This is a genomic window from Bacillus sp. RAR_M1_44 (genome assembly GCF_020165935.1).
Classification (GTDB): Bacteria; Bacillota; Bacilli; order Bacillales; family Bacillaceae; genus Bacillus; species Bacillus altitudinis.
Window position 1 is genome coordinate 2,505,348 of sequence record NZ_JAIUKX010000001.1, and the last position, 24,576, is coordinate 2,529,923.

Consider the following 24,576-nt stretch of genomic DNA (forward strand, 5'->3'; position numbering starts at 1 on the left):
AGTAAGATTCGGTCCTTCCTCTATACTGTACGTCTTAAAGTGAACTTTAAGTCAACATAGAACCCTGTGATCGCCTCAATTCAGGCTTTAGCATCAACCTTGAATCAAGATTTGAGCCAAAAGTATCTTGTCTTCTCGATAAAAATGGAGATGATGGGAAAAGGGAGATCGTCAAGTAAGAGAAAGAAGAGAAGGGTGAAAACAATGAAAATAGCACAAGCCGCCAAGCAGCTCGATTTATCTACTGCTACGCTCAGGTATTATGAGAATATAGGTTTAATTAGACCGATCAGGCGTGATGAAAATGGTGTTCGTGATTATACAGAAGAAGATATTCAGTGGATAGAATTTATTAAATGTATGAGAAATGCGGGTCTGTCAATTGATGCTCTTAGAGAATATACGGCTTTATTTATCGAGGGAGAGGATCGTACATTGTCCTCAAGGAAGCGTATTTTGGTCAATGAGAGAGAAAGACTTGTAGACAAACAAAAGGAAATCGAAGAAACGATTAAACGGTTAGATTACAAGATTGAAAGTTATGAAGATATTATCCACAGTTATGAACAAAAACTAGTTCATCAATTAAAAACGAACTCTATTTAAATGAAGAAAAACCTGTGACTTGTCACAGGTTTTGTGATGTGGTTATCTTTTTGTGTAACGCACCCAATTGTAATGAGCGTAAAGTGGAGTAACACCGTTGTAGGAGCCGAGCCATTCATCGACACCTGCACCATTCCATAAGTTCATCATAATCTTTCCAGGTGTTTGAGGGATTTGAGTAGTAGCCGTATGTTTTAATTGACCGTCCACATACCATTTAATCGAGTTAGGCTGCCAGTCGAACGCATATGTGTGATAAGAGTTTGCTGCATCAAAACCAAGGTTGACGATTTTTTCATGATTTCCGACACCATTGGTATAATAGTTAAACTGAACCTTTGTCGTATCTTTTCCTAGAAATTCGATGTCAATTTCATCCCAAGGCGTACCATCAGTCGGTCCCGTATAAGTAAAGAACGAAGACACGATCCCAACATTTTTGGCTGGTTTCATGCTGACTTCATAAAGTCCATAGCCATATGTTTGAACGGAGCGGTTTTCTCCACAGTCAAACTTATTATACGAAGGACTAGTGAGCGATAATCGCATTTCCCCTAACGACGTCATGGAGACATTGTTTGCGCGCCACGTACAGTTAAACATATTTCCGTTCGAGTACCCATCGGCTTTTTGCCATAACCCGGTATTATAGTTGTTGAACGGCTCATAAAACGACCCGCCCGTTTGTGCCGAGGCACTTGCAGCAAATGTGGACAAACTTAAGAATAATCCAGTGACAAGCAGCATCAACATTCGTTTTACACGGTAAGACATGTAGGCATTCCCCTCTCTTTTTTGAAAGCGTTTTCTTTTTGATCATACATGATTCTCTCAAAATGGAAAATCGGTCTAAATAATGATAAACAGTGTGTTTTTTTAATAGAATGAAAAGAAAATTGATAGGTAAAAAATAATGATTGACAAAGCGGACAGTTGTCCGTAAGATAATACCGGTACAATTGTCCTAATGAAAATGAAAGAAATTTGATTTACACATAGAGATATAAGCAAGGTGGATGAAGGTGAAGCATCATGGAAAAGGATATTGGAAAGGAAATTGAAGAGGTCGCTTTCTCTTTGTTTCAAGAGTTTGGTGTAGAGAATGTCAGTATGCATAAAATTGCTAAAACAGCTGGTGTTGGTCAAGGAACCCTTTACCGCCGCTATGCAAATAAAAGTGATTTGTGTCTCTCTATTCTTGGTGAGAGATTTGAACAGCTGATCCCTGCTTTGCATCTTTACTTAAATAAAATCAGTGATCAGCCGGTTCAAGATCGTTTGCAATATGTTCTCGAGGAGATCCATCTCATCGTTGGTCATCACTTAGACTGGATCCGGATGCTGACGATCTCTGGAAATTTAGAGCAGACAAGTAAAGTATATGATTGTCATTACAGTCAATCACTCAAACAAATCATTCGTGATTTGCTCGAGGAAGCGAAAGTAAAAGGAGAAGCGAACATACAAGACATTGAGTTGACGACATTATGTATGTCCTCTCCAATGACGCCTGAACTCATGTTTTATATTCATGAATCCGGCTACTCAATTGAAAAAATTGCACAATTCGCTGCGGAAAGACAGGTTTTGTCTGTCTTTTCCTAGACATTGAAGTGGCTCATTTCTGTCCAGCCTAACTACTTATGGTTTATCAAAATTGAAAAAGAAAAGGAGCCAACTTAATATGAACAAACAGCAAACAGCAGCTTCCGACATTCGAACGCTGCCCATTATTATTTCATTTATCACAGCTGGATTTATTGGACTGTTTAGTGAAACGGCACTCAACATGGCGCTGAGAAGTTTAACATTAGACTTTGGTATTGAAGCAACGACTGCTCAGTGGCTTACAACCGGCTATTTATTAACACTAGGGATTCTTGTTCCAATTTCAGGCCTCATTCTTCAATGGTTTACAACAAGACAGCTTTTCATTACCTCACTGGTCTTTTCGATCATCGGTACATTTATTGCGGCCGTTGCACCTGTCTTCAGTATTTTAATGGTGGCACGTGTGGTGCAGGCAGTAGGAACAGCCTTGCTTCTTCCATTGATGTTTAATACGATTTTGGTTATCATTCCGCCTCATAAAAGAGGTAGATCAATGGGGATTATCGGTCTTGTCATTATGTTTGCCCCAGCAGTTGGTCCAACGGTCTCTGGTCTCATTCTTAAATCGTTAACATGGCATTGGATTTTTTGGATTTCGCTTCCGTTATTAGTTGCTGCACTCGTATTTGGGTATATTTTTATGCAAAATATTACGGAACCCACAAGACCGAAAATCGACATTTTATCGATTGTGCTATCAACCATCGGTTTCGGTGGAATTGTGTATGGCTTTAGCAGTGCCGGTGAAGGCGGCGGCTGGAGCAGTATGCATGTGATTGTGGCGATTGTTGTAGGTGTCATTGGCATTCTTGTGTTCTCCCTAAGACAGTTAAACATGAAAGAACCGATGTTGAATTTAAGCCCATTTAAATATCCAATGTTTGTGATCGGGTTACTTCTGATCTTAGTGTGTATGATGGTGATGCTGTCTGCTATGATGATTTTGCCATTATATCTGCAAACGTCCTTGGCACTGTCTACATTTACAGCAGGTTTAATGCTATTACCAGGTGGAATTATCAATGGACTGCTATCGCCAATCATGGGTGGGCTTTTTGATAAATTTGGGCCGAAATGGCTTGTCATCCCAGGTCTTGTCATCGTTGCAGCGACCATGTTTGGCTTCACGAACTTAAGTATGAATACGTCAATCGGTTATATCGTGACGCTTCATATTACGTTAATGGTTGGGATTGCGATGATCATGATGCCTGCCCAAACAAACGGTTTGAATCAGCTGCCGCCAGAGCTATATCCGCACGGTACAGCGATTATGAATACATTGCAGCAAGTGTCAGGAGCGATTGGGACTGCGGTTGGTATCTCGATCCTTTCATCAGGAACTCGCAGTTTTATGCAAAATGTGGCTGATCCCGCAAATCCAGTCAATCGGCTGCTCGCCTTTACAAATGGCGTCCAGCATGCCTTTATCTTTGCTGTCATCATGACAGTGATTGGCTTGGTAATTGCTTTCTTTATTAAACGAGTGAAAGTCGAACAACAAGTATCATAATATATGAAAAGCACTGAGGACTTAGCGCCGCAGTGCTTTTTTTATTTATTCATAGGGGGAATGTTTGTTTCAAAGGAGCTGAAAATGGGGAGATAGATAAAAAGCAACGACTCTCTGACGACATTGAAGGAAAAGGCGAAATTCGTAACGAATGGATAGAGATAAAAGAATAAGATAGGAGCTGAGATCATGAACTTAGACGAACAAATCAAAATGGCTGAGTCATTACGTCAACCAGCTGAAGATTCATTAGCTGGTCAATCAGAACTAAAGCCAGTCCACCCTCCTGAAGTGAACAAAATGGAATATGATATCCCAACGGGTGCTGGTGAAACAAAGGTGTGGGTATTTAAACCTGTGAAAACATTGAAACAACCCCTACCTGTTTTCGTGAATTTGCATGGGGGCGGTTTTATCCTTGGAAGTGCTGAAATGGATAATCATTGGTGTCCGGTCATAGCAGATCGTGCGGAGTGTATCGTCGTCAATGTGGAGTATCAGCTGGCACCGGAGCACCCTTTCCCGGCCGCTCTTCATGAATGCTACGATGTGATGAAATGGTTATATGAACATCCTGAAGAACTACAAATAGACCCAAATCGATTAGCCATTGGTGGACATAGTGCAGGTGGGAATTTGGCAACAGCGGTTTGTTTGCTTGATATCCAAAAAGGGAACAAACTTCCGATTGTCTATCAAGTGCTTGACTATCCGCCACTTGATTTAGCTACTGATCCAGCACAAAAGCCAGCGTTTGAAGAAGCAATTCCAGTTGAAATGGCGAGACTGTTTAATGCCTTTTACCTGCAAGGTCAAGATCCGCACAATCCGCTTGTTTCTCCGGTCTTTGCAGAGAGAGAAGTGTTAGCACAAATGCCCCCAGCTCTTGTTATCACAGCTGAGAAGGATTCACTAGCTGAAGAAGCTGAGCATTATGCGGACAAGTTAAAAGAAGCAGGGGTAGATGTCACATACAAACAATTTAAAGGAGTCCCTCATGCGTTCACTCATGCCGGAGACTTAGAGATAGCTGAAGAGGCTTGGCATCTGATGAGCGATCAGCTTAAGAAGGCGTTTGAATAAGAAATATTCGGATATCAGTAAAAAGCACAGACTTTTTTTCTGTGCTTTTTTTGTGTTCTTGCTGACGTCTTGAAAAGAAGTGTAGATACAACAATCGCAGTAGTCGATATAATAGTAAGATAGAAGACATCTAAAAAGGAGCTAATAGAATGAAAAAAGAGACACTACAGGCATTTTGTCTTTCTTTACAAGGAGCAACCCACGACTATCAACCTGAGTGGCAGGCAGATCGTTATCATATAGGTGGAAAGATGTTTGCCATGATGGGGGGAGACGTCGATCGCAAGCCAGTCATCACTTTAAAATGTGATCCGCAACGTGCTGAAGAATTAAGAGAAATGCATGAAGGAATTATTCCCGGCTATTACATGAATAAGACGCATTGGAATTCTATTTATCTTGATGCAGATATTCCATCTTCATTTGTCGAAGAGCTAATTGAACATTCCTATCAACTGGTTTTTCACAAATTAACAAAAAAAGCTCAGCAGGCTATCCTCCAACATGATTCAAAAGAAACTAAAAGCTGAACGTTCAGTTGTTCATGTCTCTTTGAATCTCTTCAAAATTGACTAGAGTCACATGCTCTCGCTATACTTTAAACAGCTGGAAGATACGAATAGGGGGATATACAATGGGCTATACAGTCATTACAGGAGCAAGTTCAGGTATTGGATATGAAACGGCTTTGGCCTTTGCAGCAAGAGGAAAAAATCTGATCTTAGCTGCACGCCGGCTTGATAAACTCCAAGAACTGAAAGAAAAGATTCTAGAAACATATCCCGATATTCAAGTGAAAATCCAGTCTGTTGATTTAACAGACAGAGAGCAAGTGTATTCTTTCTATGAGTCATTAGCTGGTGATGAGCTGGATACGTTCATTAATAATGCTGGGTTTGGCCATTTTGGTTCAATAGGAGAGCAGGATGTGAAAAAAATCGGGGACATGCTTCATCTCAATATTGAAGCGTTAACAATTTTATCCACTCTGTTTGTCCGTGATTATGAGCAAAAAGAGGGGACGCAGCTAATCAATATCTCTTCAAGAGCGGGTTATACCGTCGTCGGAAATGCTGTCACTTATTCAGCAACGAAATTTTATGTGAGCGCCTTTACAGAAGGTCTGGCCCTAGAATTGAAAGAAAAAGGAGCCAAATTACAGGCAAAAGTATTAGCGCCTGCTGCGACAGAATCAGAATTTGCAAAGCGTTCATTAGATGTCGATCAATTCGAATATGAAGGCACTATCAAGAAATATCACACATCAAAAGAAATGGCAGCGTGCTTGCTTGAACTTTACGACAGTTCAAAAACAGTTGGTATCGTTGATGGGAAGACATTTGATTTTGAATTGAAGGACCCCATTTTTTCACACGCTGGCACAAGCATGAAATAAAAAGTTCCAATCACTGAGGATAGATTCTCTTAGTGATCAGCAGGTCACCGAGCCGAAAGATGTCTTGGATAATGTGGAGCGCTGTCAACACATACTAGAATAGATAAAAACACCTACACATTAGGTGTTTTTTTTATGCATTCTTTGATGAATGAAAGAATCGCAGGTCCAGTAGATGAGACTGCTGACAATTATGATCGGAAGGGATGTTGAGCTCTCAATTCCATCCATAACAAAAAGCATGACAATCATTGCTATCAGTAAGTAAGCCGCTAAATAAAGAGGATGAAAAGCCTTGGGCTGTAAAGAAAACAACAACTGTAAAGGTACCGCAAAGATGAAATAATAAACAAAAAAGATGGGAGTGTAAAGCAGCATAAACGCAGGCTCGCCCTGAATCGATGGATATAAACATACGAACAAGCTGAGTAAAATGGAACTGAAGAATAGTGTGAGTAGGATTTTGTAAAATGGTTGAACGGAACGCACTGTATGTACTCCTTTTTTGTAAGATTTCCTATATTTTATCATAAATGGGTTGAGAACAATTTCTGAAGTCAATTTAGGTATTATGATATAAATAAATTTTGATAATAGTGTCCTTTTTCCTTTATTTGGTTCTGTGACTTTCACCTCATGCTGATGAATGAATGAATGGTATAAAGTAAACCCTATAGACAGATAATTATTCATCACATTTAAGAAAAGAGATGATCTTATGAACGTAACAAAATGGTTTGGTGCTGCCCTTCTTTCTGTTTCACTATTGGTGACCGCAGCTTGTGCGAACGATAGCACTCAAGAGAATAATCAAAGTAATCAAGAAAGCACTACCAGTGAAACAAAAGAAAAAAACACGGCTGTTGAGACAGGGAATAAATCTTTATCCAATATTAAGGTGCTGGCAACAGGCGGAACGATTGCCGGTAGTTCAGACAGTAATACAGATACGACTGGCTATAAATCTGGTGCACTTGGAATCGATAAAGTCATTGCTTCTGTACCACAGCTGAAGGATATTGCAAATGTCACGGGTGAGCAAGTAGCCAACGTCGGCAGTGAAAATGTGGATAACGCTCTGCTTTTAAAATTAGCGAAACGAGTCAATCAGCTTTTAAATGATGATCAAGTGGATGGCATTGTGGTGACACATGGTACAGATACATTAGAAGAAACGGCCTATTTTTTACATTTGGTTGTAAAAAGTGATAAGCCTGTGGTGGTCGTGGGTTCCATGAGGCCAGCATCTGCCATTAGTGCGGATGGCCCGCTTAACCTGTATCATGCAGTGAAAATTGCTTCGACAAAAGAAGCCAAAGGCAAAGGTGTAATGGTGACATTAAATGACCGAATTGCCTCTGCTCGTTTTATTACGAAGACAAATACCACCACAACCGATTCGTTCAAGTCTCTTGAGCAAGGGTACATTGGAGAAGTGGCGGGTGAAGTTGTCTCTTTCTATAACGAACCGACAAGAAAACATACAGCTGACAGTGAATTCGATATTTCCAAGCTAAAAGAGCTGCCGCAAGTGGATATCTTATACGGCTATCAAAATGATCAAAAGTATGTGTATGATGCTGCGGTTAAAGAAGGAGCGAAGGGCATTGTCGTTGCCGCCGCAGGAAATGGAACGATGTCAACAGAAGCGATCAATGGGGCAACAGATGCTGTGAAAAAAGACGTGGTGATTGTGAGGTCAAGCCGTGCAGGAAATGGCATTGTCACACATGAAAAAATGGATGATGAACATCATTTTGTCTCATCGGATTCATTAAATCCACAAAAAGCACGCATTCTACTCATGCTGGCTCTGACGAAAACAAAAGATCCAGATAAAATTCAATCCTATTACGAGCAGTATTAAAAAGAAAAAGACCCGACGTATCATTGGGTCTTTTTTTATATGTGTACCTGATCTTCAGCCCGTTTTTTTAAAGAGAGTAAAATGTCTCTCCAAACATCATCTATATCAGTCAGAAAATGTCCTGCTTGCTCGATATAGTGCGTTTTGGCGTTTGGAATGTTGGGAGCAATGCTTTCTATCTCTGCAAAAGGGGCCATCTGATCCTCTTTTCCATGCCAGACATCCACAGGGATTTGTATATCTTTCATATCGAATGCCCATGACCGTGAGAGTAAATCTGGTTCATGAATACATTCATCAACCGATTGACGAGTAGCTTCGTATAAATGCCGCATCATCAGCTCCAGTTGCTCATCGGTTTGAAGAAATTGCCGATCCGATGGATGTAAATGTTTGTTCCCTTTTTTCGTTAGTTTCTTGAATTTCTCTGGTTTCTTTTCAATGAGTTTTTTTTGAGCGCGATAACTTGCCTTTAAGAGCCAAGGCATTCTTTTACTGAGGAAAAAGGCAATCTTGTTCTCCTTTAGCATACTTTTAGGCGGTTTACCATCCTGAAATGGGGTGGTACTTGAGACGAGAGCAGCTGAAAGAATGCGGTCTGGCAATTGATAGGCACAACCAGCAGCGAATGCACCGCCTCCAGAGACACCAATCACTGAAAAATGGGAGATGTCAAGATGATCGGCCACTTCCTGTACGTCTTTTGCCCAGTCTAAAATGGTGCGGTTCGGTTGCGGATCAGATAAACCAAAACCAGGTCTGTCTAAAGAAATAAGACGAATGCCAAGCTCTTTTGAGATTGGATCATCATCTAAAAACATCACTCTCGATCCAGGTGTCCCATGAAAAAAGAATACTGGGAATCCTTCAAGATCACCGTATTGAGACAAACCAATATGACGTCCATCTTGCAAATGAATCCTGTCCATTTGATCATCCCTTTCATCGTTTATCTAACTTACATATTCATGCATGAAACGCAGGGTTAAGGCGTTTCTTTCGCAATTTGATAGATTTTTTCGTAAAGCGATAATAATGTTTTTAGATCTTCTTTTGAAAGCTGGGCATAGTATTTTTGAATAAGATGCAGCTGAATTTTTTCAATATCTTTATGATAGTCATGGCCCTTTTGAGCAAAATCAACAATGATTTCTCTACGGTTATGTGGATTAATCTCTCTTTTCACATATCCAAGCTGTTCAAGCTTTGATATGAGCTGGCTAGCGGCACTAGATGAAATGGAGAAATAATCAGCCAGTTCATTGATTGTTCTCGTCTTCGACCGCAGCAATTCAAGTGTCAGTTCTTGTTTGCTTGTTAAATCTGCATACTCATTTTTTAAGAATCGTTGATACTCTTCTACATAGATAGAGCCTAGTGCGTTTGAGTACTCAATAATTTTTTTGCTGTAATGAATGATATCCTCATCCAATGACATCACCTCTTTTCTCCTATATTATATGCGATCTTAATATTTAAGTGAAGTTAAATGTTAAGAAAAATTAAATAAAATAGGGATAGACTTGATGAGAAAATGACCTCTATCTCCACTTTCTCATCAACAATGGACAAAGAATACTTCCTGTTATCCCTAAGCATTCATATAACATAGTTGGTTTGATTTTGAACAGGTAGTAGGCTAAGGTGGCAATGAATAGGTCATAAAAGAAAAATAAGTATACGTCCTTTTTGGTGATGGCATAAATGATCATTTTGTTTGTTTTCATTTAGATTCACTCCTTAGGAAGTCGATGCCTTTTTCATTGTATTATGGGCGATCTCCATTTATAATAAAAAAATAAACCAACTGGTCGGTTTTGATTTATCTATGCAATGAAAAGTAAGGTAGAAGGGATTGTTCATAGATGACAAGTGCACAGAGCGGGGCTGGAAAAAGTGAAAAGACGAAGCAGAAAATTGTCACCGCTTCACGTGATTTATTTGCGAAAAAAGGATATTCGGAAACATCCGTGCGAGATATTCTAGAGGCGGCTGAGATTAGTAAAGGCAACCTCTATCATCATTTTAAAGGAAAAGAGTTTTTGTTCCTTCATATTATGGAAGAGGATCATCGATTCATGATGGAGACATGGCATAAAGAGAAACAAACGCTGCACCGGGCCATTGATAAGCTCGCAGGGTTTGCAGAGCTGCTTAGTCAAATGGGGATTAACTATCCTTTAATGAGAGCAAGTGAAGAATTTTGTGCCAGTGCATTTACATCAGATGAAGTTATGGAGCGGCTGAACAAAATTGATGTGGACTTTGATGATGTGATGCGAGACATCCTGCTTGAAGGAAACGAAGATGGCAGCTGGTCGATTCAGCATGTTGAATCAAAAGTCAAAATATTACTTTCTGTATTCTATGGATTAGACGTGTTATATAAAAATGACACGATGCAGCAGAGAAAGGATTTACAAAAAGAGGCGATCTCATTGTTTATTCACGGAATCAACCATCATGAGTAACAAGTGAGTCAGTAAAGGGGAAACAAACATCATGCAAAAACCGATTCGTGAGCAAAAAGCGGTACTTGTTATTTTATTAAGTAATATATTTATTGCGTTTTTAGGCATCGGCCTGATCATACCTGTCATGCCGCTCTTTATGAATGTCATGCATTTAACGGGCAGTACGATGGGATATCTTGTGGCAGCGTTTGCTGTTGCACAGCTTATCGCATCACCTATTGCGGGAAGATGGGTAGACCGATATGGAAGAAAGATCATGATTGTGTCTGGGCTGTTTCTATTCGCGTTATCAGAACTCGTTTTTGGCCTTGGGACACATGTGTATGTTCTGTATTTTGCAAGGCTTCTAGGCGGTATTAGTGCGGCATTTATCATGCCGGCTGTCACTGCCTATGTCGCTGATATCACAACCGTTCAAGAAAGATCAAAGGCAATGGGGTATGTATCCGCTGCTATTAGTACCGGATTTATCATCGGCCCGGGAATTGGCGGATTTATTGCAGAATATGGCGTTCGCCTGCCGTTTTTCTTTGCAGCAGGGATTGCATTTATTGCTGTGATTTCGTCTATGTTTATGCTGAAGGAACCATTAACAAAAGAAGAGCGAGAGAAACAAATGGATCAAGTGAAAGAATCGACCTTCTTTAAAGACTTGAAAAAATCGATTCATCCAAGCTATCTCATCGCCTTCATCATTGTCTTTGTGCTGGCGTTTGGACTATCTGCATATGAAACGGTCTTTAGCTTGTTTACAAATCACAAGTTTGGATTTGGTCCGAAGGATATTGCGATTATCATTACCGTCAGTTCAATTGTAGCCGTCATCATCCAAGTCCTCGTGTTTGGTAAAATGGTGAATGCGCTTGGGGAGAAACGAGTTATTCAACTATGCTTGATTGTTGGAGCAGTTCTCGCTTTTGTTTCCACAGTCGTGTCAGGCTTTATGGTTGTGCTGATCGTGACGTGTGTGATTTTCCTTGCGTTCGATTTATTGCGCCCTGCACTCACGACCTTCTTATCAAAAATCGCTGGCAATCAGCAAGGATTTGTCGCAGGGATGAACTCTACCTACACAAGCCTCGGTACGATTTTTGGCCCGGCACTTGGCGGCATTTTATTCGATCAAAATATTCATTTCCCATTCCTGTTTGCAGGTGTTGTCTTATTTCTTGGATTGGGCTTAACCCTTATTTGGAAGGGGAAGGCGACAGAAGAGGCATCAGCAGAATAATAGAAAAGAGACCTTTCAAATAAGGTCTCTTTTTTTAAGGCTGCGGCTTCAGGTGATTCAGTGCCTGCGCCAGTTTTTGATTTTGTTGCTTTTTGTAAAATAGAAAGGCGATGATATGGCCTACTAATGTGAGAAAGGCTATACCGATAAAATAAGGCATGATCCATTCGAGCAGTGTAGTCGAATATAAAGCGACGGTTCCTACTTGAAACCCTAAATTGACGACAGTGGAGATGAGAATGTTGATGGGTGCTGGAAAGGTAAAGTAGTTCCATAGTAAAGGATACATGACCCCAAAGACGATGCCTGCCAAAGTACCGATGGCAATGATGTGCCACACGTAATGAAAAGGGATAGAGGATGACCATTGAGTGATGGACAGGATGAGTGTCAGCCATACGATAGAGACAAAAGCTGTTTGCATAAATTGATGTTTTAGTTCCTTGATCATTTGAATCGCTCCTTTATATATTTGGCGTAATGACGACTGACGGTGTAACTGTTTTTCGAGATGGTTTCGACCTCTAAGCGAGCGTACGTACCAGCGACAAAGCTGTCGACTTGCGCTAAATTGAGAATGACTGCATTGTTGATACGATAGAAATGTTCACGCTCTAACGACTTCAGATCCTTCAGCCGTTTGCTCAGAAAATACGTCATTCCTCCGGTTGTGATCACCTTTGACAGATGTCCAAGCGCAGAGATCGCTTCAATTTGTTCTAATGGTAAAAGAGACTGCCGATCATTTTTTGGATCTTTGACCGTTAGAGATGTACTAGTCTCCAGCATTGATGCCATCTTTTGTAAACGTTCTTGATTATGTGGATGGCTGATGACGTCTACTTCCGTCAAATCCTTTTCTTGATTCCAGAAAAAACGAAATTTCATTCATAAACCTCCTCTCACAATGAGCATAGCAATAGATGAAAGCGAATGCGATTGAATGTTGCTTTGATGCAGAAGAATTCTTTTTGTTGCAAAGATTCACCGCGTGTCTGCGGCTTTCCTTTATAATGAAAAGATACTCGTTCGTGAATGGAGGAATGATGTTGTATCTTGTAGATCAACAAAGGACAGGAGCGGTAAAAGAGGAAATTCGGCGGATTGATCCTGCCTATCCAGTGTTCGTAGATGCGATACTCGATGGGGTGATAAAAGGAGATTTATATGTGGATCACCGAGATCACCCGTGTGTCTATTTTGCAGGGACGACAACCGGCATTTATTATGTCGCAGGCAGGACAGAAGCAGCACTTTCATTATGTTCAACGTTCATTGTGGATGTTTATAAAAAGCAGAAAAGAGAGAACAGACGGTTCACTTTGTTTTCAGCAAATCCTGCATCAGATGAGATGATGAAAAATTGCTTCGGTTCCCAACTGAATGAAATGCAAAGACATGCGTATTCTTATGACTTGACCTCTCCTGATCTGATTGTGCCTGATCAAGATGAAATGATTAAACGTACGAATGAACAAGTCATTGCCGCTAGCAAAGTATTCCTATCCAGCTATTATGAAGCATATTGGGGAGGAGTAGATCACTTTTTATCTAATGGCGTCGGAGTTGCCATCTTAAACGGTGAAGACGTGGTCAGTGAATGTATCTCTATTTTTTCAAGTGAAAAACGAGTGGAAATCGATATTTGGACAGATGAAGCCTGCCGTGGAAAAGGGTTGGCTTTGTTAGCAGCTCAGCAAATGATCAGCATCTGTGTTGAAAAAGGGAAGACACCGCATTGGGATTGCGATGTCCATCATGCAACCTCGGCCAAATTGGCAGAGAAGCTAGGTTTTCAGTGGACAAAGACGTATCGCTTATTTTATGCCTCACGCTGAAAAGGTTTTGAGATACCAAGCATCCATGGCAGAATGCTCTGAGCCTTCAATCGGTGCAGGAAGAAGAGAGAAGTCATACTGTTGATAAAGACCAGTAGCAGCTGTTAATTCACTGCGGGTTTCTAAATAACAAGCATCGTAGTATGTAGCAGCATATTGCAGGGCCGTATCCATCAGTTTCTTGCCCGCACCTTTGCCTTGTGCTTTTGGGCTTAAATAAAGCTTTTGTAGCTCACAAATGCCATCTGTGAAAGGGGCAATGCCAACGCCACCAACAACTTCACCATGTTCTTCGGCAATCCAATAGGCTGCATGAGTCAATGATTGATAGTATTCGAAAAGCTGATCAAGGTGTGGGTCTGTGTAGGCTGTACCTTCAATCGCAAGATTCGCTGATTCTAATGACTGGCGGATAATGGCCGCGATAAAAGGATTGTCCTGCTTTTGAATTGGTCTAATATTCATTGTAAAAACCTCCGTTGTCATAGGATAAAAAAGAAAAGGAGTTGATGCGATATGTTCTGGCTACAAACCGCTATTTTTACTGTCATTGTGCTCTGTCTCTCGTGGTGGGCAGGAAAAAGACGCAGGCATCGCCATGCCGGGCTGATTGTTCCGGTATGTATCACTTTGTTTGGATTGCTGTTATTGATCGGCAGTTTCTTCATTGGCAGATGGGAAGGGATGGCGCTCAGCATATCAAGCGTCTCTATCGTTCTCTCTTCTATCATTTGTTTGATCATCGTTACAGGGGTTCATTTGTTTAAAAAAGATGACCCTTCGTAGGCTGGGACATCTTTATGATTTGATTCTATCGTATTCCTCACGAAGGATGCCCATCATGATGACATCCGAATAAGCACCGTTGAAATAGAGCGCTTGACGTCTTTTTCCTTCATATTGAAATCCGGCTTTCTCATAGCTTCGAAAGGCTCGTGGGTTATGGGAAAAAACTTCAAGCTCAAGCCGATTGAGTTCTAACGTCTCAAAGGCAAATGTTTGAACCATCCGAACAGCCTCAGTGCCATATCCTTTGTGAAAATGCTCTGGACCATGTAGCGCAATGCGGAAACTTGCCGTATGGTTTATCTGATCAATATCCACAATCGCCGCATCCCCGATCATTTCTTTCGTGTCTAGCAGACAAATAGCAAAGTCTCGTCTACTGTCATCCTGCAGAAAACGGGTATAGGCTGAACGAATTTCTTCTAGTGTGAACGTTTTGCGTGTGCCAGTCATATAAAGTGTTTCTGCATGCTGGCATCCTCTATGAATACCAGGATAATCTTTTTCTTCAATCGGTCTCAAAAATAATCGCGTCATGATGGATCAGCCTCCTCTATATATCGGGAGATTTCAATTAAGTTCATATCAGGATCACGGATATAAATGGATTCAATCGGACCTAATGCACCAGAACGTCTGACCGGACCTTCTTCAATTGGAACAACCTGCTTTCGAAGATGAAGCAATAAACTGTCTATATCTAAATCGGTGATAAAACACAAGTCAGCAGATCCAGGCTGGGGATGAGCAGCTTTTGGTTCAAATTCATGACCCGCTTCATGAAGGTTGATCTTTTGTAAGCCAAAACGAAGGGCTTTACGGCCTTCTCCAAAAGTTTCTTCCTTCATTCCTAATACGTTTGTATAAAAGCGAATGGTTTCCTCCATATGTTGTACAGTCAACACGATATGATCAAGTCGTCGTATCATCAGTCTCTCCTCCAAGTATGATCATTGTTTGAACTGCTTCTATTATATCATCCCTTGAAGAAGATACCTTATTTGATCACGGTTTTATAACTCCAGCTTTCTAGGGACATGTTTTCTCCGTGCAGTACTCTCTCATCAAACTCCGTCCACCCATTTTTTCGATAGAAATGACGATTGGCCTCGTTGTGTGTAATCAGTGTGAACAGTCCGCCGCCTTGCCGGGCGATAAAGGGGAAAAGACATTGCTTTAGCATACGGCTTCCAAGTTTTTTTCCTTGTTGGTCTTTTGCAACGACAAGAGCTTCTAAATACCAGTAAGGTTTCTTTAAGGAAGAACACGCTTTTTTTGCCTCCTTTAACATACGGAACACATGCTGAATCGCCGATATGCCACCAGTAAAGAGTAGCTTTAACCCACCAGATAACACATAATCCATGAGTCCTGGTTCAGGAAGACGGGGATGTTTTAACAGGGCGGCAGACACAATTTTCTCGTTCTCAACCCCGACCAAACAGATTTGATGCTGAAAATATACCTTTGTATTGATCAAATGCAACTGACGGGCGAAAGCAGAACGATTGGTCACCTTTTCGCATAATAAATCAAAAAATGAATAGTTCTGAAATGAATCATCTAACAACGCTGCCACTTGAGGCAGTTCATCCTCTCTAGCAAGTCTGAATTGAAACATATGATGGTCCTCCTTTTTTTGAACAGATATAGATTATTGAACATGTGTCCATTATAATAAGAGGAAAATAAACCGAACATCGGCAATGAATGATCTCTTGTTCATAAATAGACAGGTATAGCCAGATTGTTCAAAAATGGAGGGTGTTTGATGAAGGACAGACGAACAATCAAAACCAAAAAGGCGATACGGGAAAGCTTTCTTGAGCTTTTAAAGGAAAAAGATGTTCAACAAATTACAGTATCAGAGCTATCTAGAAGAGCGGATTTAGGAAGAGGGACCTTTTATTTGCACTACCAAGATGTATTTGATTTGCATGAACAGCTTGAGAAGGAACTATTTAATCAGCTTGGCGGACTATACGATGAATCGTTTCCAAGCCAGGACCCGCTTGATATGCTGTCCTTTTTAAACAAAACAACTGAGTATTTAAAAGAAAAACAATTCATGATGACGTTATTTGTCAAACCGAATAGCCCAACGACGAATCAATTTAAAGCGTTTTTTAAAGAAAAAATCATGAAAGAGTGGCAACTTGATCAGCGTCAGATTACGGAACGTGAACAGATTGAGGCTTCATTTGTTGTGTCTGGTGTTGTTGGTGTACTGGAGGAATGGATTCATGAAGGGATGACAGTCGAAGCGGGGCAGCTTGCGCACATCTTGTACAAGCTTCTTATGAAGGTAGAACAGGAATCGTAAGAAACGAATTGATCATATATCATTTTTCTATTCATTCTGTTAAAATGGGAATATACGTTCTTATTTGAGGCGGGGAGTGGTGAGATTGAAAAGGAAATTACTATTTTATGGGGCAATGAGCATTGATGGATATTTAGCAAGGGATGATCACCGTTTAGATTGGCTCATAGGCACAGAGGGCGAAGAGGATACGAGATATGAGGAATTTTATGCAACAGTCGATACGCTGATCATGGGACGGAACACATACGAACAGGTTCTCAAACTTTCACCTGATGAGTTTCCTTATGAAGACAAGACGTGTTATATCGTTTCTCGCACTTTACAAGACAGTCATACAGGAACCCACATCGTTCGTGAAGATGTTCTCTCGTTTATCAAAAATTTAAAAAATGAAAAAGGCCAGCATATCTGGATAGTAGGAGGCGGGGAACTGCTTCAAGCATTATTAAAAGAAAAATTAGTCGATGAGCTGTATCTCCAAATCGCACCTGTCATGATTGGAAAAGGAATCCCTCTTTTCCCTCCAACTGAACAGGAATCTAGATTTTCATTACAACAAGTGAATCAATACAAACAAATTGCTGAAATGCATTTTGTGTTAAAAGAAGACCACTAAGTCACAGGGGTCTTTTTTTAATCAAACAAACACGTTGACAAGAAAATATCCTAGTGTTAGGATAAATTTATCCTAGTTTTAGGATTTATTGAAAAAGGAGTAGTTGCCATGGTGCAGCAAGATCAAGAATTAGACTTAAGGCTTTTCCGAGTGTGGATGAAAGCCTATCATGCCCTTTTTGCAAATATCCAAAAAGACATTGAACGTTATGATATCGGATTTGAAAACTTTCAAATTCTTGAATTACTGTATAGTAAGGGACCACATCCCGTTCAAAAAATTAGTGAGATTTTATCCATTCCAAGTGGGAGCATCACCTATGTGGTCAACAAATTAGAAAAACAAGAATTAGTCAAAAGACAATGTGCACCTTCTGATAAACGTGTATTCCATGTATTACTGACAGATAAAGGGAAGCAGCTATTTGACGATATTTTTCCAAAACATACAGATGTCATATCACAAAATCTGTCCTTTATCGAAACAGAGGAAAAAGAGCAGCTCATTGAATGGTTGAAAAAAATTGGTTTAGGTGCAAAACAACTTCACGAAAAGGGGAAACAAGATGACACGCAGTTTTGATACATTGGTACGTGAAAGACGATCAGCATCAAATTTTTTGCCAAATATCTCGATTTCGAGAGAAGAGCTTAATAGTATCTTTGAAGAAGTGAAGCTGGCACCTTCAGCCTTTAATTTACAGCATACGCAATATGTCGTCGTCCAATCAGAAGCGCTTAAAGAGCAAGTAAGAGATGCTGCATTTGGACAATATAAGGTGCATTCCGCTTCAGCAGCGATCATTGTACTCGGCGATCCGAAAGCTTATGAGCAAGCAGGAAACATTTATGAAGGCCTAAAAATGCTCGGCATCTTAAATGCGCAACAATATGAGGAAATGGTCAGAGAGACGATGAGTTTTTATGTGCAGAGAGGATCAGACTTTCAGAAAGTAGAGGCGATTCGCAATGCTTCATTATCTGCCATGCTATTTATGCTTGCCGCCAAAAACAAGGGATGGGATACTTGCCCAATGATCGGCTTTGACCCCGAAGCAATGAAAAAGGTGTTAAACATCGAATCAGATTTGGTTCCTGTATTAATGATCACGCTCGGAAAAGAAAAAGTAGAGAGCAGACAAGCGAGAGGCTATCGCAAGCCGGTCTCTGAATTTGTGACATATTTATAAGATAGGGGGTTCCATTCATGGAACTAGGAATTAGTACATTTGTAGAAACAACACCTGATTTTCAAACAGGAAAAACAGTCAGCCACGCACAGCGCATTCGTGAAGTAGTAGAAGAAATTATTTTAGCAGATCAAGTGGGTCTCGACGTTTTTGGTGTAGGAGAGCATCATCGTGAAGATTTCGCCGCATCAAATCCAGCAGTCGTATTAGCAGCTGCGGCAACTCAAACAAAGAATATTCGTCTGACAAGTGCCGTAACTGTTCTTTCATCGGCAGATCCTGTTCGTGTGTTTCAAGATTTTGCGACATTAGATGGCCTTTCTAACGGTCGTGCAGAGATCATGGCTGGCCGTGGATCATTTATTGAATCGTTCCCGCTTTTTGGCTATGACTTAGATGATTATGAAGAATTATTTGAAGAAAAACTAGATTTACTGTTGAAATTACAGCAGTCAGAGCGTGTGACGTGGAGCGGTAAGCATCGTCCTTCCATTCAGGATGTCGGCGTATACCCAAGACCTGTTCAAGATCCGCTTCCGATCTGGATTGGCAGTGGAGGAAACAGAGAATCTGTCGTACGTGCTGGATTATTAGGATTACCACTTGTCCTTGCCATTATTGGCGGCAGCCCTAGACAGTTCGCACCGCTCGTGCAGCTCTACAAGCAAGCTGCGATTCACGCTGGACATGACCCTGAGAAATTAACGGTGGCATCCCATTCACATGGATTTGTTGCGGAGGAAACAGAATTGGCAGCAGATCAATTCTTCCCTTCTACACAGCATGTCATGAATACATTAGCAAGAGAACGAGGCTGGGGACCTTATACCCGTTCTACATTCGATGCAGCAAGAACATTAGAAGGTGCATTGTATGTAGGAGATCCAGATGCCGTGGCAGAGAAAGTGATACATCTGCGAAAAAATGTAGGCATTACGCGCTTCATGCTGCACGTACCGGTCGGTTCGATGCCGCATGATCAAGTGCTGAAAGCTATTGAGTTATTTGGAAAAGAAGTGGCTCCTAAAGTAAGAGAAGAGGTTGCCCGCTGGGAAGCCGAACAAGCATAACAAAAAAGTCGATCAAGTGAATAGGCTTGATCGACTTTTTCTTATGCTTAAGGATCAATAACACATGGTTTCACTGTAGGGCATGAAGCAGCAGAAGCAAATGGTGTGGCCGTCAAGGTGAAGAGGAAAACAAGTTGAAAACAGATAAGCCATTTTTTCATGAAATCACCTCCGTTATCAATTGTTTCACTAGAACGAGGTGAGGATAAAAGCATAGAAGTATGTAACACCCTCTATCCAGCATAAGACAATCATATCATAATTTTCAAAAAAATGAAAAAATAACTTACGAAAGTTCTAAATTATGGTATGGTTAATATGTTCAACAAAAAAAGGGAGGGATTTTTGTATGAAAAAGGTCATAACTTCTGTTTTGGTTGGAGCAATTGTTTTAACGGGTGCGGGTGTCACCGCTGTCCCGGTAGAAGCGAAGGGGAAAGTAAACAGTGAAGTTACGGTACAAGCAAGTCGAACCGTCTCGGAAACGAGAACATATACGACGTCAAACATCCCATCAAGTATTACATATGCAAAGGATGGATGGGTCGGTATTCTCTATCAATCGTCAATTGAAGAGTTAGGTTTAGGAAAATATAGAGTTACCTTTACTGGAACGGTTGTACGCGATCCAGGATTTAATTAAATAAAATGTAAAGCTGACAGGTGGACAAGCCTGTCAGCTTTTTTTAATGGGGATAATAAAGAATCATTTGCAGCCTGACCATTTGTTCTCCAATTTGTTTATATGTATGAGTTCGGTCTGCTTTAAAACGAATGGAGTCGCCGGCTTTTAAGCGATACTGTTCATCTCCAATGGATATATCAAGCGATCCCTCAAAAACGGTAATCAATTCCTCTGTCCCGCCAATGTGTTCATTTGCATGTAGCGACCCGCCAGGATCAATTTCTACTCGGTACACTTCAAATTTCCCTCGATCATCAAAAGGAAAAGTCGTATATACGCGATATCTCCCGTCATCTTCCGTTAAAATCTGTGCATCCTCATGGCGTACTACTTTGATTTCAGGCTGTGGTGCATGGATGAGCTCACTAAAAGATACCTTTAATCCGTTCGCGATTTTCCACAAAGTCGTGATGGTAGGGGTTGATTCTCCTCTTTCAATTTGTCCAATCATGGTTTTGCTGACACCAGTTAATTCTGCCATCTTTTCGAGGCTTAATTTCTTTTGGTCTCTAAGAAGCCTCACATTTTTAGAAATAATCGATTGTACATCTTCCATGAAAAAAACTCCTTTCTCTATTTACTTTATAAAGACCAAACGTTACAATAAAGCGTAACATACGCAATAAAGTAATTAAAGTCTTAATAACGTACAAGGGAGGCGGCAATTTTGATTCTTTCTATGTTGATCTATGCTTTTGTGAGTAGCTTTACCCCAGGGCCAAACAATATCATGGCCATGGTGTTTACGAATAAATATGGGGTTAAGCAAACATTTCGTTTTTGTTTAGGTGTGGGTATCGGATTTCTCGTTATTTTGTGTTTGAGTTGCTTTTTTAATATCATTCTCTATCAAGTGATGCCGAAAATAGGGTGGGTCATGGCGTTCATTGGAGCTGCATACATGATTTATTTAGCGGTCAAAATCATGAAAAGTAAAGGCGGAGATGACGAAACACTAGACCGCTATAATCATTTTATCCCGGGGATGCTGCTGCAATTTATTAATCCGAAAGCCATCTTGTATGGGTTAACCGTCATTTCCACTTTTGTTCTGCCGTATGGACAGTCCAATATGCAATACATGTTGTTGACGTTGATTCTCGCCATCATTGGTTTTTTAGGCACATTTAGCTGGAGTTTATTTGGCTCTGTATTCAAGCGTTTTTTGACTCTTTATCAGCGGCCGTTCCAGTTCGTCATGGGGCTGCTGCTTATGTATAGTGCGATTTCGATGATCTGGAGTTATGTCATGTAAGCGGTCAGGAGACTGGCCGCTGCCTGCCCATCACAACCGTATCATAATACATGCCGTCCGCCAGCCGTTTATCTTTTTTTAACAAGCCTTCAATCTCAAAGCCATAGTGTTCATATAAACGAATGGCTTTTTGATTGGTTTCCATTACTTGAAGTGACATCTTTTGAATGCCTTGCTGATCTGCCCAGTCGATCGATGCAGCTAAAAGTTCTTTCCCGATGTGATAGCCCCAAGCGGCCTTCTGTACGGCGACGCCAAACGTTACTTTGTGAGCAGAGCGCTTAAGAGAATGCCCTTCGCATCTTGAAAAACCGACAATGTCTCCTTCAATATCTGCAACTAAAAAGAGATGACGGCATTCCTTGGAATCCTCTTGAATCAACGCCTCGAACCCTTTCTCATCAATAAAAGCTTCACCCGGTTCACGATCTAAATATTCGGTTTCACCATCGATTTTCAGTCTGAGAGCTGATAACTGTTTGGCATCTGCTAATGCAGCAGAGCGAATACGATAAGTCACACCACGTACAGTGAACATACTTTCAGAAATGATCATTGAACAAACCACCAACCTTTCATTCCATTATGTCTATCATACCTGAAACGCGCACACAGAACACTCAGATGTTTTGTCATGTGCAAAAAGGCTAAATAAACAGTATCAAACGTGGAGGTGGAACAAAATGAGTGAACAAAATGGACATATGGATAAAGCGAAAGGAAAAACAAATCAAGTCAAAGGTCAAGTGAAAGAAAAACTTGGCGAAGCGACAGATCATGAAAACCTGAAAGCAGAAGGAAAGAAAGATCAAGTAAAAGGAAAGCTTCAAGATAAAAAAGGTGACGTGAAAAATAAGCTGAATCAGTAGTTTGCGTATACTTGCACTCGCCCCATGTATCCATCATCACATTCCTTTCATCAATAAAATGAATAGGTGTGTGAAAAGAATTGATTATAAATTCTCGCTTCCATCATGTAGAATTTAAATAGAAGACATGAACAAGGGAGATGGATGACTTGGAGCAAGTATGGGGGAAAGTTGACGAGTATATCAAAGACAAATTGATGGCCAAAGATGACGTATTGGAGCAAACTCTTATCAAGAATAAGCAAGCCGGGTTACCAGAAATAGATGTGTCGCCGGCCCAAGGAAAACTGCTTTATTTGTTAGCAAAAACCAAGGGTGCAAAGCGCATTTTAGAAATCGGTACACTTGGCGGTTATAGTACCATTTGGCTTGCCCGTGCACTTGAAGAAGATGGAGAACTTTTGACATTAGAGGCTGTCAGTCATCATGCAGAAACAGCACAGCAGAACATAGACAGAGCAGGCCTAGCAGAACGTGTCACCATTTTACAAGGAAAAGCGTTAGATACTTTATCTCAGTTAAAAGAGCAGGATACGCTTCCGTTCGATTTGATTTTCATTGATGCAGACAAACCAAACAACCCGCAATATTTGAAGTGGGCGTTACATTTCTCAAAAAAGGGAACAGTCATTATTGCAGACAATGTGGTCAGAAATGGGGCAGTTCTCCATGCCTCTGATCAAGATGAGCGAGTGAAGGGAACGCGTGAATTTTTCGATTTACTCAAACAAGAGTCGAGAATTGAAGCAACCGCTATTCAAACTGTTGGCGAAAAAGGCTATGACGGCTTTATATACGGTATCGTAAAATGAAAAAAGCTTAACCGCATCCGGTTAAGCTTTTTCTATTAGAAAAGCCATCTAGCTGTGCCCATCAGCATGACGCCTACTAGAACGGTGAGGGACAAGCTTTTTGTCCAAACAGCGATTAACACAGTTGGAACCAAGACAGCAAGGTACATCCAGTGAATGGTGACGCCTGCTGTAGTATGTATGAATAGATGCTCTGCAATCAAAGCGGTAAATATACAAATGGGGATAAATGATAACCATTTGAGCACCACTTCTGGCATCTGTATACTCCTTACAAATAAAAATGGAACGACTCTTGGGATGATGGTCACAATCATACAGCCAAGAATGAGCCATAACATAAAACTGCTAATCATTTATCTGTCACCACCCCAATAGTGGCAACAAGCACAGTTGCCAACAAAACAGCCACGTGTGAAGGAACAAAATGAAGCAGCACAAACATCGCAACAAACATATATAAAACAAGTGATAAGCGATGGGTGAGCTTATTTTTTGGCACCGTCTGTAAAGAAAGAATGAGCAGCGCAGCAAACATCGCGGATAGGGCAAAATCAAGACCAAGCGCCTCTGGATTTGAAATCCAGTGTCCGAATATTCCGCCAAGTGTACACGCAGCAATCCAGCATAAATAAGCTGTAATGTTCAGTCCATGCATCCATCTGTTATTCAATTTTCCTTGCTGTGCTAATTTATTCATCGCTACGCCAAAGGATTCATCAGTAAGCAGAAGACCAAATCCGATGTTCTGCTTTACAGAGTAGCGTGTAAAATGGGGGGCAAGCGTAAGGCTGAGTAACAAATGCCGTAAATTGACAATGAACGTGGTGAAAATAATAGCGGAAAGAGGGCTTCCTGTCACAAGTAATGCACAGATGATAAACTGTGAAGCGCCAGCATAAATAAAGATAGATAACAGCGCGATTTCCCATATACTTAACTGCGAACTAATGCCAACAATTCCAAAGGCAAACCCAATGCTCATATAACCAAGCAAGGTTGGCACACAATCTTTTATTCCCTCAAGAAACGGTTCGTTTCCGGCAGTGGGAATGTGTTTCCTAGCTTCAACATCCAAATACCTCTACTCCTTTTCTGTGTAAACATCAATTGTTTTACTTACTATAAGAAAACGAATTCATCATGTCAATCCTATTGAACTTCTATTATATGAAGAAACATGGCGATAAAAAGGATTGAAGTGAACCAGATTTTGTTATAAAGTAATCAGAAAATAAACACAATTGGGGTGACTGATATGCAATGGAAGCCTTTATTTGAACATGATGTACCAAATCACCTCCGTCCATAACGGAGAGTGATCTCCGTTTGTGGATATCGCAGTGAAT

34 protein-coding genes are annotated in these 24,576 nt (G+C 40.7%); 20 read left to right on the forward strand and 14 right to left on the reverse strand.

Features of this window, described 5'->3' with window-relative positions:
* Window positions 1-204 precede the first annotated feature (204 nt).
* On the forward strand, window positions 205-606 hold the full coding sequence (locus LCD34_RS13080; RefSeq protein ID WP_046342750.1) for a MerR family transcriptional regulator: 402 nt from the start codon (window positions 205-207) through the stop codon (window positions 604-606).
* Between the two features lie 42 nt (window positions 607-648).
* Here the strand turns inward: LCD34_RS13080 and bglS are convergent, their stop codons facing one another.
* The gene (bglS, locus tag LCD34_RS13085) at window positions 649-1,380 is read right to left on the reverse strand and encodes a beta-glucanase (RefSeq protein WP_039169887.1); all 732 of its coding nucleotides are present in this window, start codon (window positions 1,378-1,380) and stop codon (window positions 649-651) included.
* Between the two features lie 258 nt (window positions 1,381-1,638).
* Between bglS and LCD34_RS13090 the strand changes: the two genes are divergently transcribed.
* The 6 genes from LCD34_RS13090 (at window position 1,639) to LCD34_RS13120 (ending at window position 8,076) form a co-directional block, all read left to right on the forward strand.
* Window positions 1,639-2,211 (forward strand): TetR/AcrR family transcriptional regulator, encoded by a 573-nt coding sequence (locus tag LCD34_RS13090; RefSeq protein WP_057078413.1) that lies wholly within the window; start codon window positions 1,639-1,641, stop codon window positions 2,209-2,211.
* Window positions 2,212-2,290: 79 nt separating this feature from the next.
* Complete coding sequence (locus tag LCD34_RS13095; protein WP_025206803.1) at window positions 2,291-3,730, forward strand: DHA2 family efflux MFS transporter permease subunit; 1,440 nt, start codon at window positions 2,291-2,293, stop codon at window positions 3,728-3,730.
* Window positions 3,731-3,919: 189 nt separating this feature from the next.
* The gene (locus LCD34_RS13100) at window positions 3,920-4,813 is read left to right on the forward strand and encodes an alpha/beta hydrolase (RefSeq protein ID WP_025206804.1); all 894 of its coding nucleotides are present in this window, start codon (window positions 3,920-3,922) and stop codon (window positions 4,811-4,813) included.
* A gap of 149 nt (window positions 4,814-4,962) precedes the next feature.
* Window positions 4,963-5,343, forward strand: coding sequence for an MmcQ/YjbR family DNA-binding protein (locus LCD34_RS13105; RefSeq protein ID WP_025206805.1), 381 nt, complete (start codon window positions 4,963-4,965; stop codon window positions 5,341-5,343).
* A gap of 104 nt (window positions 5,344-5,447) precedes the next feature.
* Entirely contained in the window at window positions 5,448-6,209 is a 762-nt protein-coding gene (locus LCD34_RS13110; RefSeq protein WP_017366677.1) for an SDR family NAD(P)-dependent oxidoreductase, read from the forward strand.
* Between the two features lie 718 nt (window positions 6,210-6,927).
* Window positions 6,928-8,076: a type II asparaginase gene (locus tag LCD34_RS13120; RefSeq protein ID WP_025206807.1), complete on the forward strand. Its 1,149-nt coding sequence runs from the start codon at window positions 6,928-6,930 to the stop codon at window positions 8,074-8,076.
* Window positions 8,077-8,111: 35 nt separating this feature from the next.
* On the opposite strand, the gene LCD34_RS13125 is transcribed toward LCD34_RS13120, so the two are convergent.
* From LCD34_RS13125 to LCD34_RS13135, 3 genes are all read right to left on the reverse strand, one after another.
* A complete protein-coding gene (locus LCD34_RS13125) occupies window positions 8,112-9,005 on the reverse strand; it encodes an alpha/beta fold hydrolase (protein ID WP_025206808.1) in 894 nt (297 codons plus the stop codon).
* A 56-nt stretch (window positions 9,006-9,061) separates the two neighbouring features.
* Window positions 9,062-9,514 (reverse strand): MarR family winged helix-turn-helix transcriptional regulator, encoded by a 453-nt coding sequence (locus LCD34_RS13130; protein WP_007496431.1) that lies wholly within the window; start codon window positions 9,512-9,514, stop codon window positions 9,062-9,064.
* 103 nt (window positions 9,515-9,617) lie between these two features.
* Window positions 9,618-9,803, reverse strand: a complete 186-nt coding sequence (locus tag LCD34_RS13135; RefSeq protein ID WP_081114932.1) for a hypothetical protein — start codon at window positions 9,801-9,803, stop codon at window positions 9,618-9,620.
* 138 nt (window positions 9,804-9,941) lie between these two features.
* On the opposite strand from LCD34_RS13135, the gene LCD34_RS13140 reads away from it, so the two are divergent.
* Both LCD34_RS13140 and LCD34_RS13145 read left to right on the forward strand, forming a co-directional pair.
* A complete protein-coding gene (locus tag LCD34_RS13140) occupies window positions 9,942-10,547 on the forward strand; it encodes a TetR/AcrR family transcriptional regulator (RefSeq protein ID WP_113747452.1) in 606 nt (201 codons plus the stop codon).
* Window positions 10,548-10,578: 31 nt separating this feature from the next.
* Window positions 10,579-11,781, forward strand: coding sequence for an MFS transporter (locus LCD34_RS13145; RefSeq protein ID WP_046342763.1), 1,203 nt, complete (start codon window positions 10,579-10,581; stop codon window positions 11,779-11,781).
* 34 nt (window positions 11,782-11,815) lie between these two features.
* Here the strand turns inward: LCD34_RS13145 and LCD34_RS13150 are convergent, their stop codons facing one another.
* Entirely contained in the window at window positions 11,816-12,232 is a 417-nt protein-coding gene (locus LCD34_RS13150; RefSeq protein WP_073415855.1) for a hypothetical protein, read from the reverse strand.
* Window positions 12,229-12,669: a LytTR family DNA-binding domain-containing protein gene (locus LCD34_RS13155; protein ID WP_224559271.1), complete on the reverse strand. Its 441-nt coding sequence runs from the start codon at window positions 12,667-12,669 to the stop codon at window positions 12,229-12,231. The genes LCD34_RS13150 and LCD34_RS13155 overlap by 4 nt, the downstream gene beginning before the upstream one ends.
* A gap of 161 nt (window positions 12,670-12,830) precedes the next feature.
* Here LCD34_RS13155 and LCD34_RS13160 point away from each other — a divergent pair, with 161 nt between their 5' ends.
* Window positions 12,831-13,619 (forward strand): GNAT family N-acetyltransferase, encoded by a 789-nt coding sequence (locus LCD34_RS13160; protein ID WP_318010723.1) that lies wholly within the window; start codon window positions 12,831-12,833, stop codon window positions 13,617-13,619.
* Here the strand turns inward: LCD34_RS13160 and LCD34_RS13165 are convergent.
* Window positions 13,611-14,084 carry a GNAT family N-acetyltransferase gene (locus LCD34_RS13165; RefSeq protein ID WP_060832110.1) on the reverse strand — a complete coding sequence of 158 codons (474 nt, stop codon included), beginning with the start codon at window positions 14,082-14,084 and terminating at the stop codon, window positions 13,611-13,613. The genes LCD34_RS13160 and LCD34_RS13165 overlap by 9 nt on opposite strands.
* 51 nt (window positions 14,085-14,135) lie before the next feature.
* Here LCD34_RS13165 and LCD34_RS13170 point away from each other — a divergent pair, with 51 nt between their 5' ends.
* The gene (locus LCD34_RS13170) at window positions 14,136-14,405 is read left to right on the forward strand and encodes a YesK-like family protein (protein WP_035390333.1); all 270 of its coding nucleotides are present in this window, start codon (window positions 14,136-14,138) and stop codon (window positions 14,403-14,405) included.
* A 12-nt stretch (window positions 14,406-14,417) separates the two neighbouring features.
* Here LCD34_RS13170 and LCD34_RS13175 read toward each other — a convergent pair whose 3' ends face one another.
* The 3 genes from LCD34_RS13175 to LCD34_RS13185 form a co-directional block, all read right to left on the reverse strand.
* Window positions 14,418-14,942 (reverse strand): GNAT family N-acetyltransferase, encoded by a 525-nt coding sequence (locus LCD34_RS13175; RefSeq protein WP_224559275.1) that lies wholly within the window; start codon window positions 14,940-14,942, stop codon window positions 14,418-14,420.
* Entirely contained in the window at window positions 14,939-15,334 is a 396-nt protein-coding gene (locus LCD34_RS13180; protein ID WP_008346708.1) for a VOC family protein, read from the reverse strand. Before LCD34_RS13180 ends, LCD34_RS13175 begins: the two co-directional genes overlap by 4 nt.
* Before the next feature lie 68 nt (window positions 15,335-15,402).
* Window positions 15,403-16,026, reverse strand: a complete 624-nt coding sequence (locus LCD34_RS13185; protein WP_048001231.1) for a GNAT family N-acetyltransferase — start codon at window positions 16,024-16,026, stop codon at window positions 15,403-15,405.
* A 150-nt stretch (window positions 16,027-16,176) separates the two neighbouring features.
* Between LCD34_RS13185 and LCD34_RS13190 the strand changes: the two genes are divergently transcribed.
* The 6 genes from LCD34_RS13190 to LCD34_RS13215 all read left to right on the forward strand — a co-directional run bounded on the left by LCD34_RS13190 (window position 16,177) and on the right by LCD34_RS13215 (window position 20,249).
* The gene (locus LCD34_RS13190) at window positions 16,177-16,728 is read left to right on the forward strand and encodes a TetR/AcrR family transcriptional regulator (RefSeq protein ID WP_035704289.1); all 552 of its coding nucleotides are present in this window, start codon (window positions 16,177-16,179) and stop codon (window positions 16,726-16,728) included.
* A 115-nt stretch (window positions 16,729-16,843) separates the two neighbouring features.
* The gene (locus LCD34_RS13195) at window positions 16,844-17,347 is read left to right on the forward strand and encodes a dihydrofolate reductase family protein (RefSeq protein WP_046344935.1); all 504 of its coding nucleotides are present in this window, start codon (window positions 16,844-16,846) and stop codon (window positions 17,345-17,347) included.
* A 108-nt stretch (window positions 17,348-17,455) separates the two neighbouring features.
* On the forward strand, window positions 17,456-17,929 hold the full coding sequence (locus LCD34_RS13200) for a MarR family winged helix-turn-helix transcriptional regulator (RefSeq protein ID WP_048002344.1): 474 nt from the start codon (window positions 17,456-17,458) through the stop codon (window positions 17,927-17,929).
* Window positions 17,913-18,536 carry a nitroreductase family protein gene (locus tag LCD34_RS13205; protein WP_224559276.1) on the forward strand — a complete coding sequence of 208 codons (624 nt, stop codon included), beginning with the start codon at window positions 17,913-17,915 and terminating at the stop codon, window positions 18,534-18,536. The genes LCD34_RS13200 and LCD34_RS13205 overlap by 17 nt, the downstream gene beginning before the upstream one ends.
* A 17-nt stretch (window positions 18,537-18,553) precedes the next feature.
* A complete protein-coding gene (locus tag LCD34_RS13210; RefSeq protein ID WP_024719164.1) occupies window positions 18,554-19,606 on the forward strand; it encodes an LLM class flavin-dependent oxidoreductase in 1,053 nt (350 codons plus the stop codon).
* A gap of 349 nt (window positions 19,607-19,955) precedes the next feature.
* Window positions 19,956-20,249 carry a hypothetical protein gene (locus LCD34_RS13215; protein ID WP_008346693.1) on the forward strand — a complete coding sequence of 98 codons (294 nt, stop codon included), beginning with the start codon at window positions 19,956-19,958 and terminating at the stop codon, window positions 20,247-20,249.
* 43 nt (window positions 20,250-20,292) lie between these two features.
* Here the strand turns inward: LCD34_RS13215 and LCD34_RS13220 are convergent, their stop codons facing one another.
* A complete protein-coding gene (locus tag LCD34_RS13220) occupies window positions 20,293-20,847 on the reverse strand; it encodes a helix-turn-helix domain-containing protein (RefSeq protein ID WP_041507617.1) in 555 nt (184 codons plus the stop codon).
* A 111-nt stretch (window positions 20,848-20,958) separates the two neighbouring features.
* On the opposite strand from LCD34_RS13220, the gene LCD34_RS13225 reads away from it, so the two are divergent.
* Complete coding sequence (locus tag LCD34_RS13225; RefSeq protein WP_138825141.1) at window positions 20,959-21,546, forward strand: LysE family transporter; 588 nt, start codon at window positions 20,959-20,961, stop codon at window positions 21,544-21,546.
* Between the two features lie 4 nt (window positions 21,547-21,550).
* Here LCD34_RS13225 and LCD34_RS13230 read toward each other — a convergent pair whose 3' ends face one another.
* Window positions 21,551-22,102 carry a GNAT family N-acetyltransferase gene (locus LCD34_RS13230; protein ID WP_017358427.1) on the reverse strand — a complete coding sequence of 184 codons (552 nt, stop codon included), beginning with the start codon at window positions 22,100-22,102 and terminating at the stop codon, window positions 21,551-21,553.
* 127 nt (window positions 22,103-22,229) lie between these two features.
* Between LCD34_RS13230 and LCD34_RS13235 the strand changes: the two genes are divergently transcribed.
* Both LCD34_RS13235 and LCD34_RS13240 read left to right on the forward strand, forming a co-directional pair.
* On the forward strand, window positions 22,230-22,415 hold the full coding sequence (locus LCD34_RS13235; protein ID WP_008346686.1) for a CsbD family protein: 186 nt from the start codon (window positions 22,230-22,232) through the stop codon (window positions 22,413-22,415).
* Window positions 22,416-22,564: 149 nt separating this feature from the next.
* The gene (locus tag LCD34_RS13240) at window positions 22,565-23,227 is read left to right on the forward strand and encodes an O-methyltransferase (RefSeq protein WP_025206822.1); all 663 of its coding nucleotides are present in this window, start codon (window positions 22,565-22,567) and stop codon (window positions 23,225-23,227) included.
* 35 nt (window positions 23,228-23,262) lie between these two features.
* On the opposite strand, the gene LCD34_RS13245 is transcribed toward LCD34_RS13240, so the two are convergent.
* Together LCD34_RS13245 and LCD34_RS13250 are read right to left on the reverse strand one after the other, a co-directional pair.
* Window positions 23,263-23,583 (reverse strand): AzlD domain-containing protein, encoded by a 321-nt coding sequence (locus LCD34_RS13245; protein WP_146271967.1) that lies wholly within the window; start codon window positions 23,581-23,583, stop codon window positions 23,263-23,265.
* Window positions 23,580-24,305: an AzlC family ABC transporter permease gene (locus LCD34_RS13250; RefSeq protein WP_007496390.1), complete on the reverse strand. Its 726-nt coding sequence runs from the start codon at window positions 24,303-24,305 to the stop codon at window positions 23,580-23,582. The genes LCD34_RS13245 and LCD34_RS13250 overlap by 4 nt, the downstream gene beginning before the upstream one ends.
* Window positions 24,306-24,576: the final 271 nt, after the last annotated feature.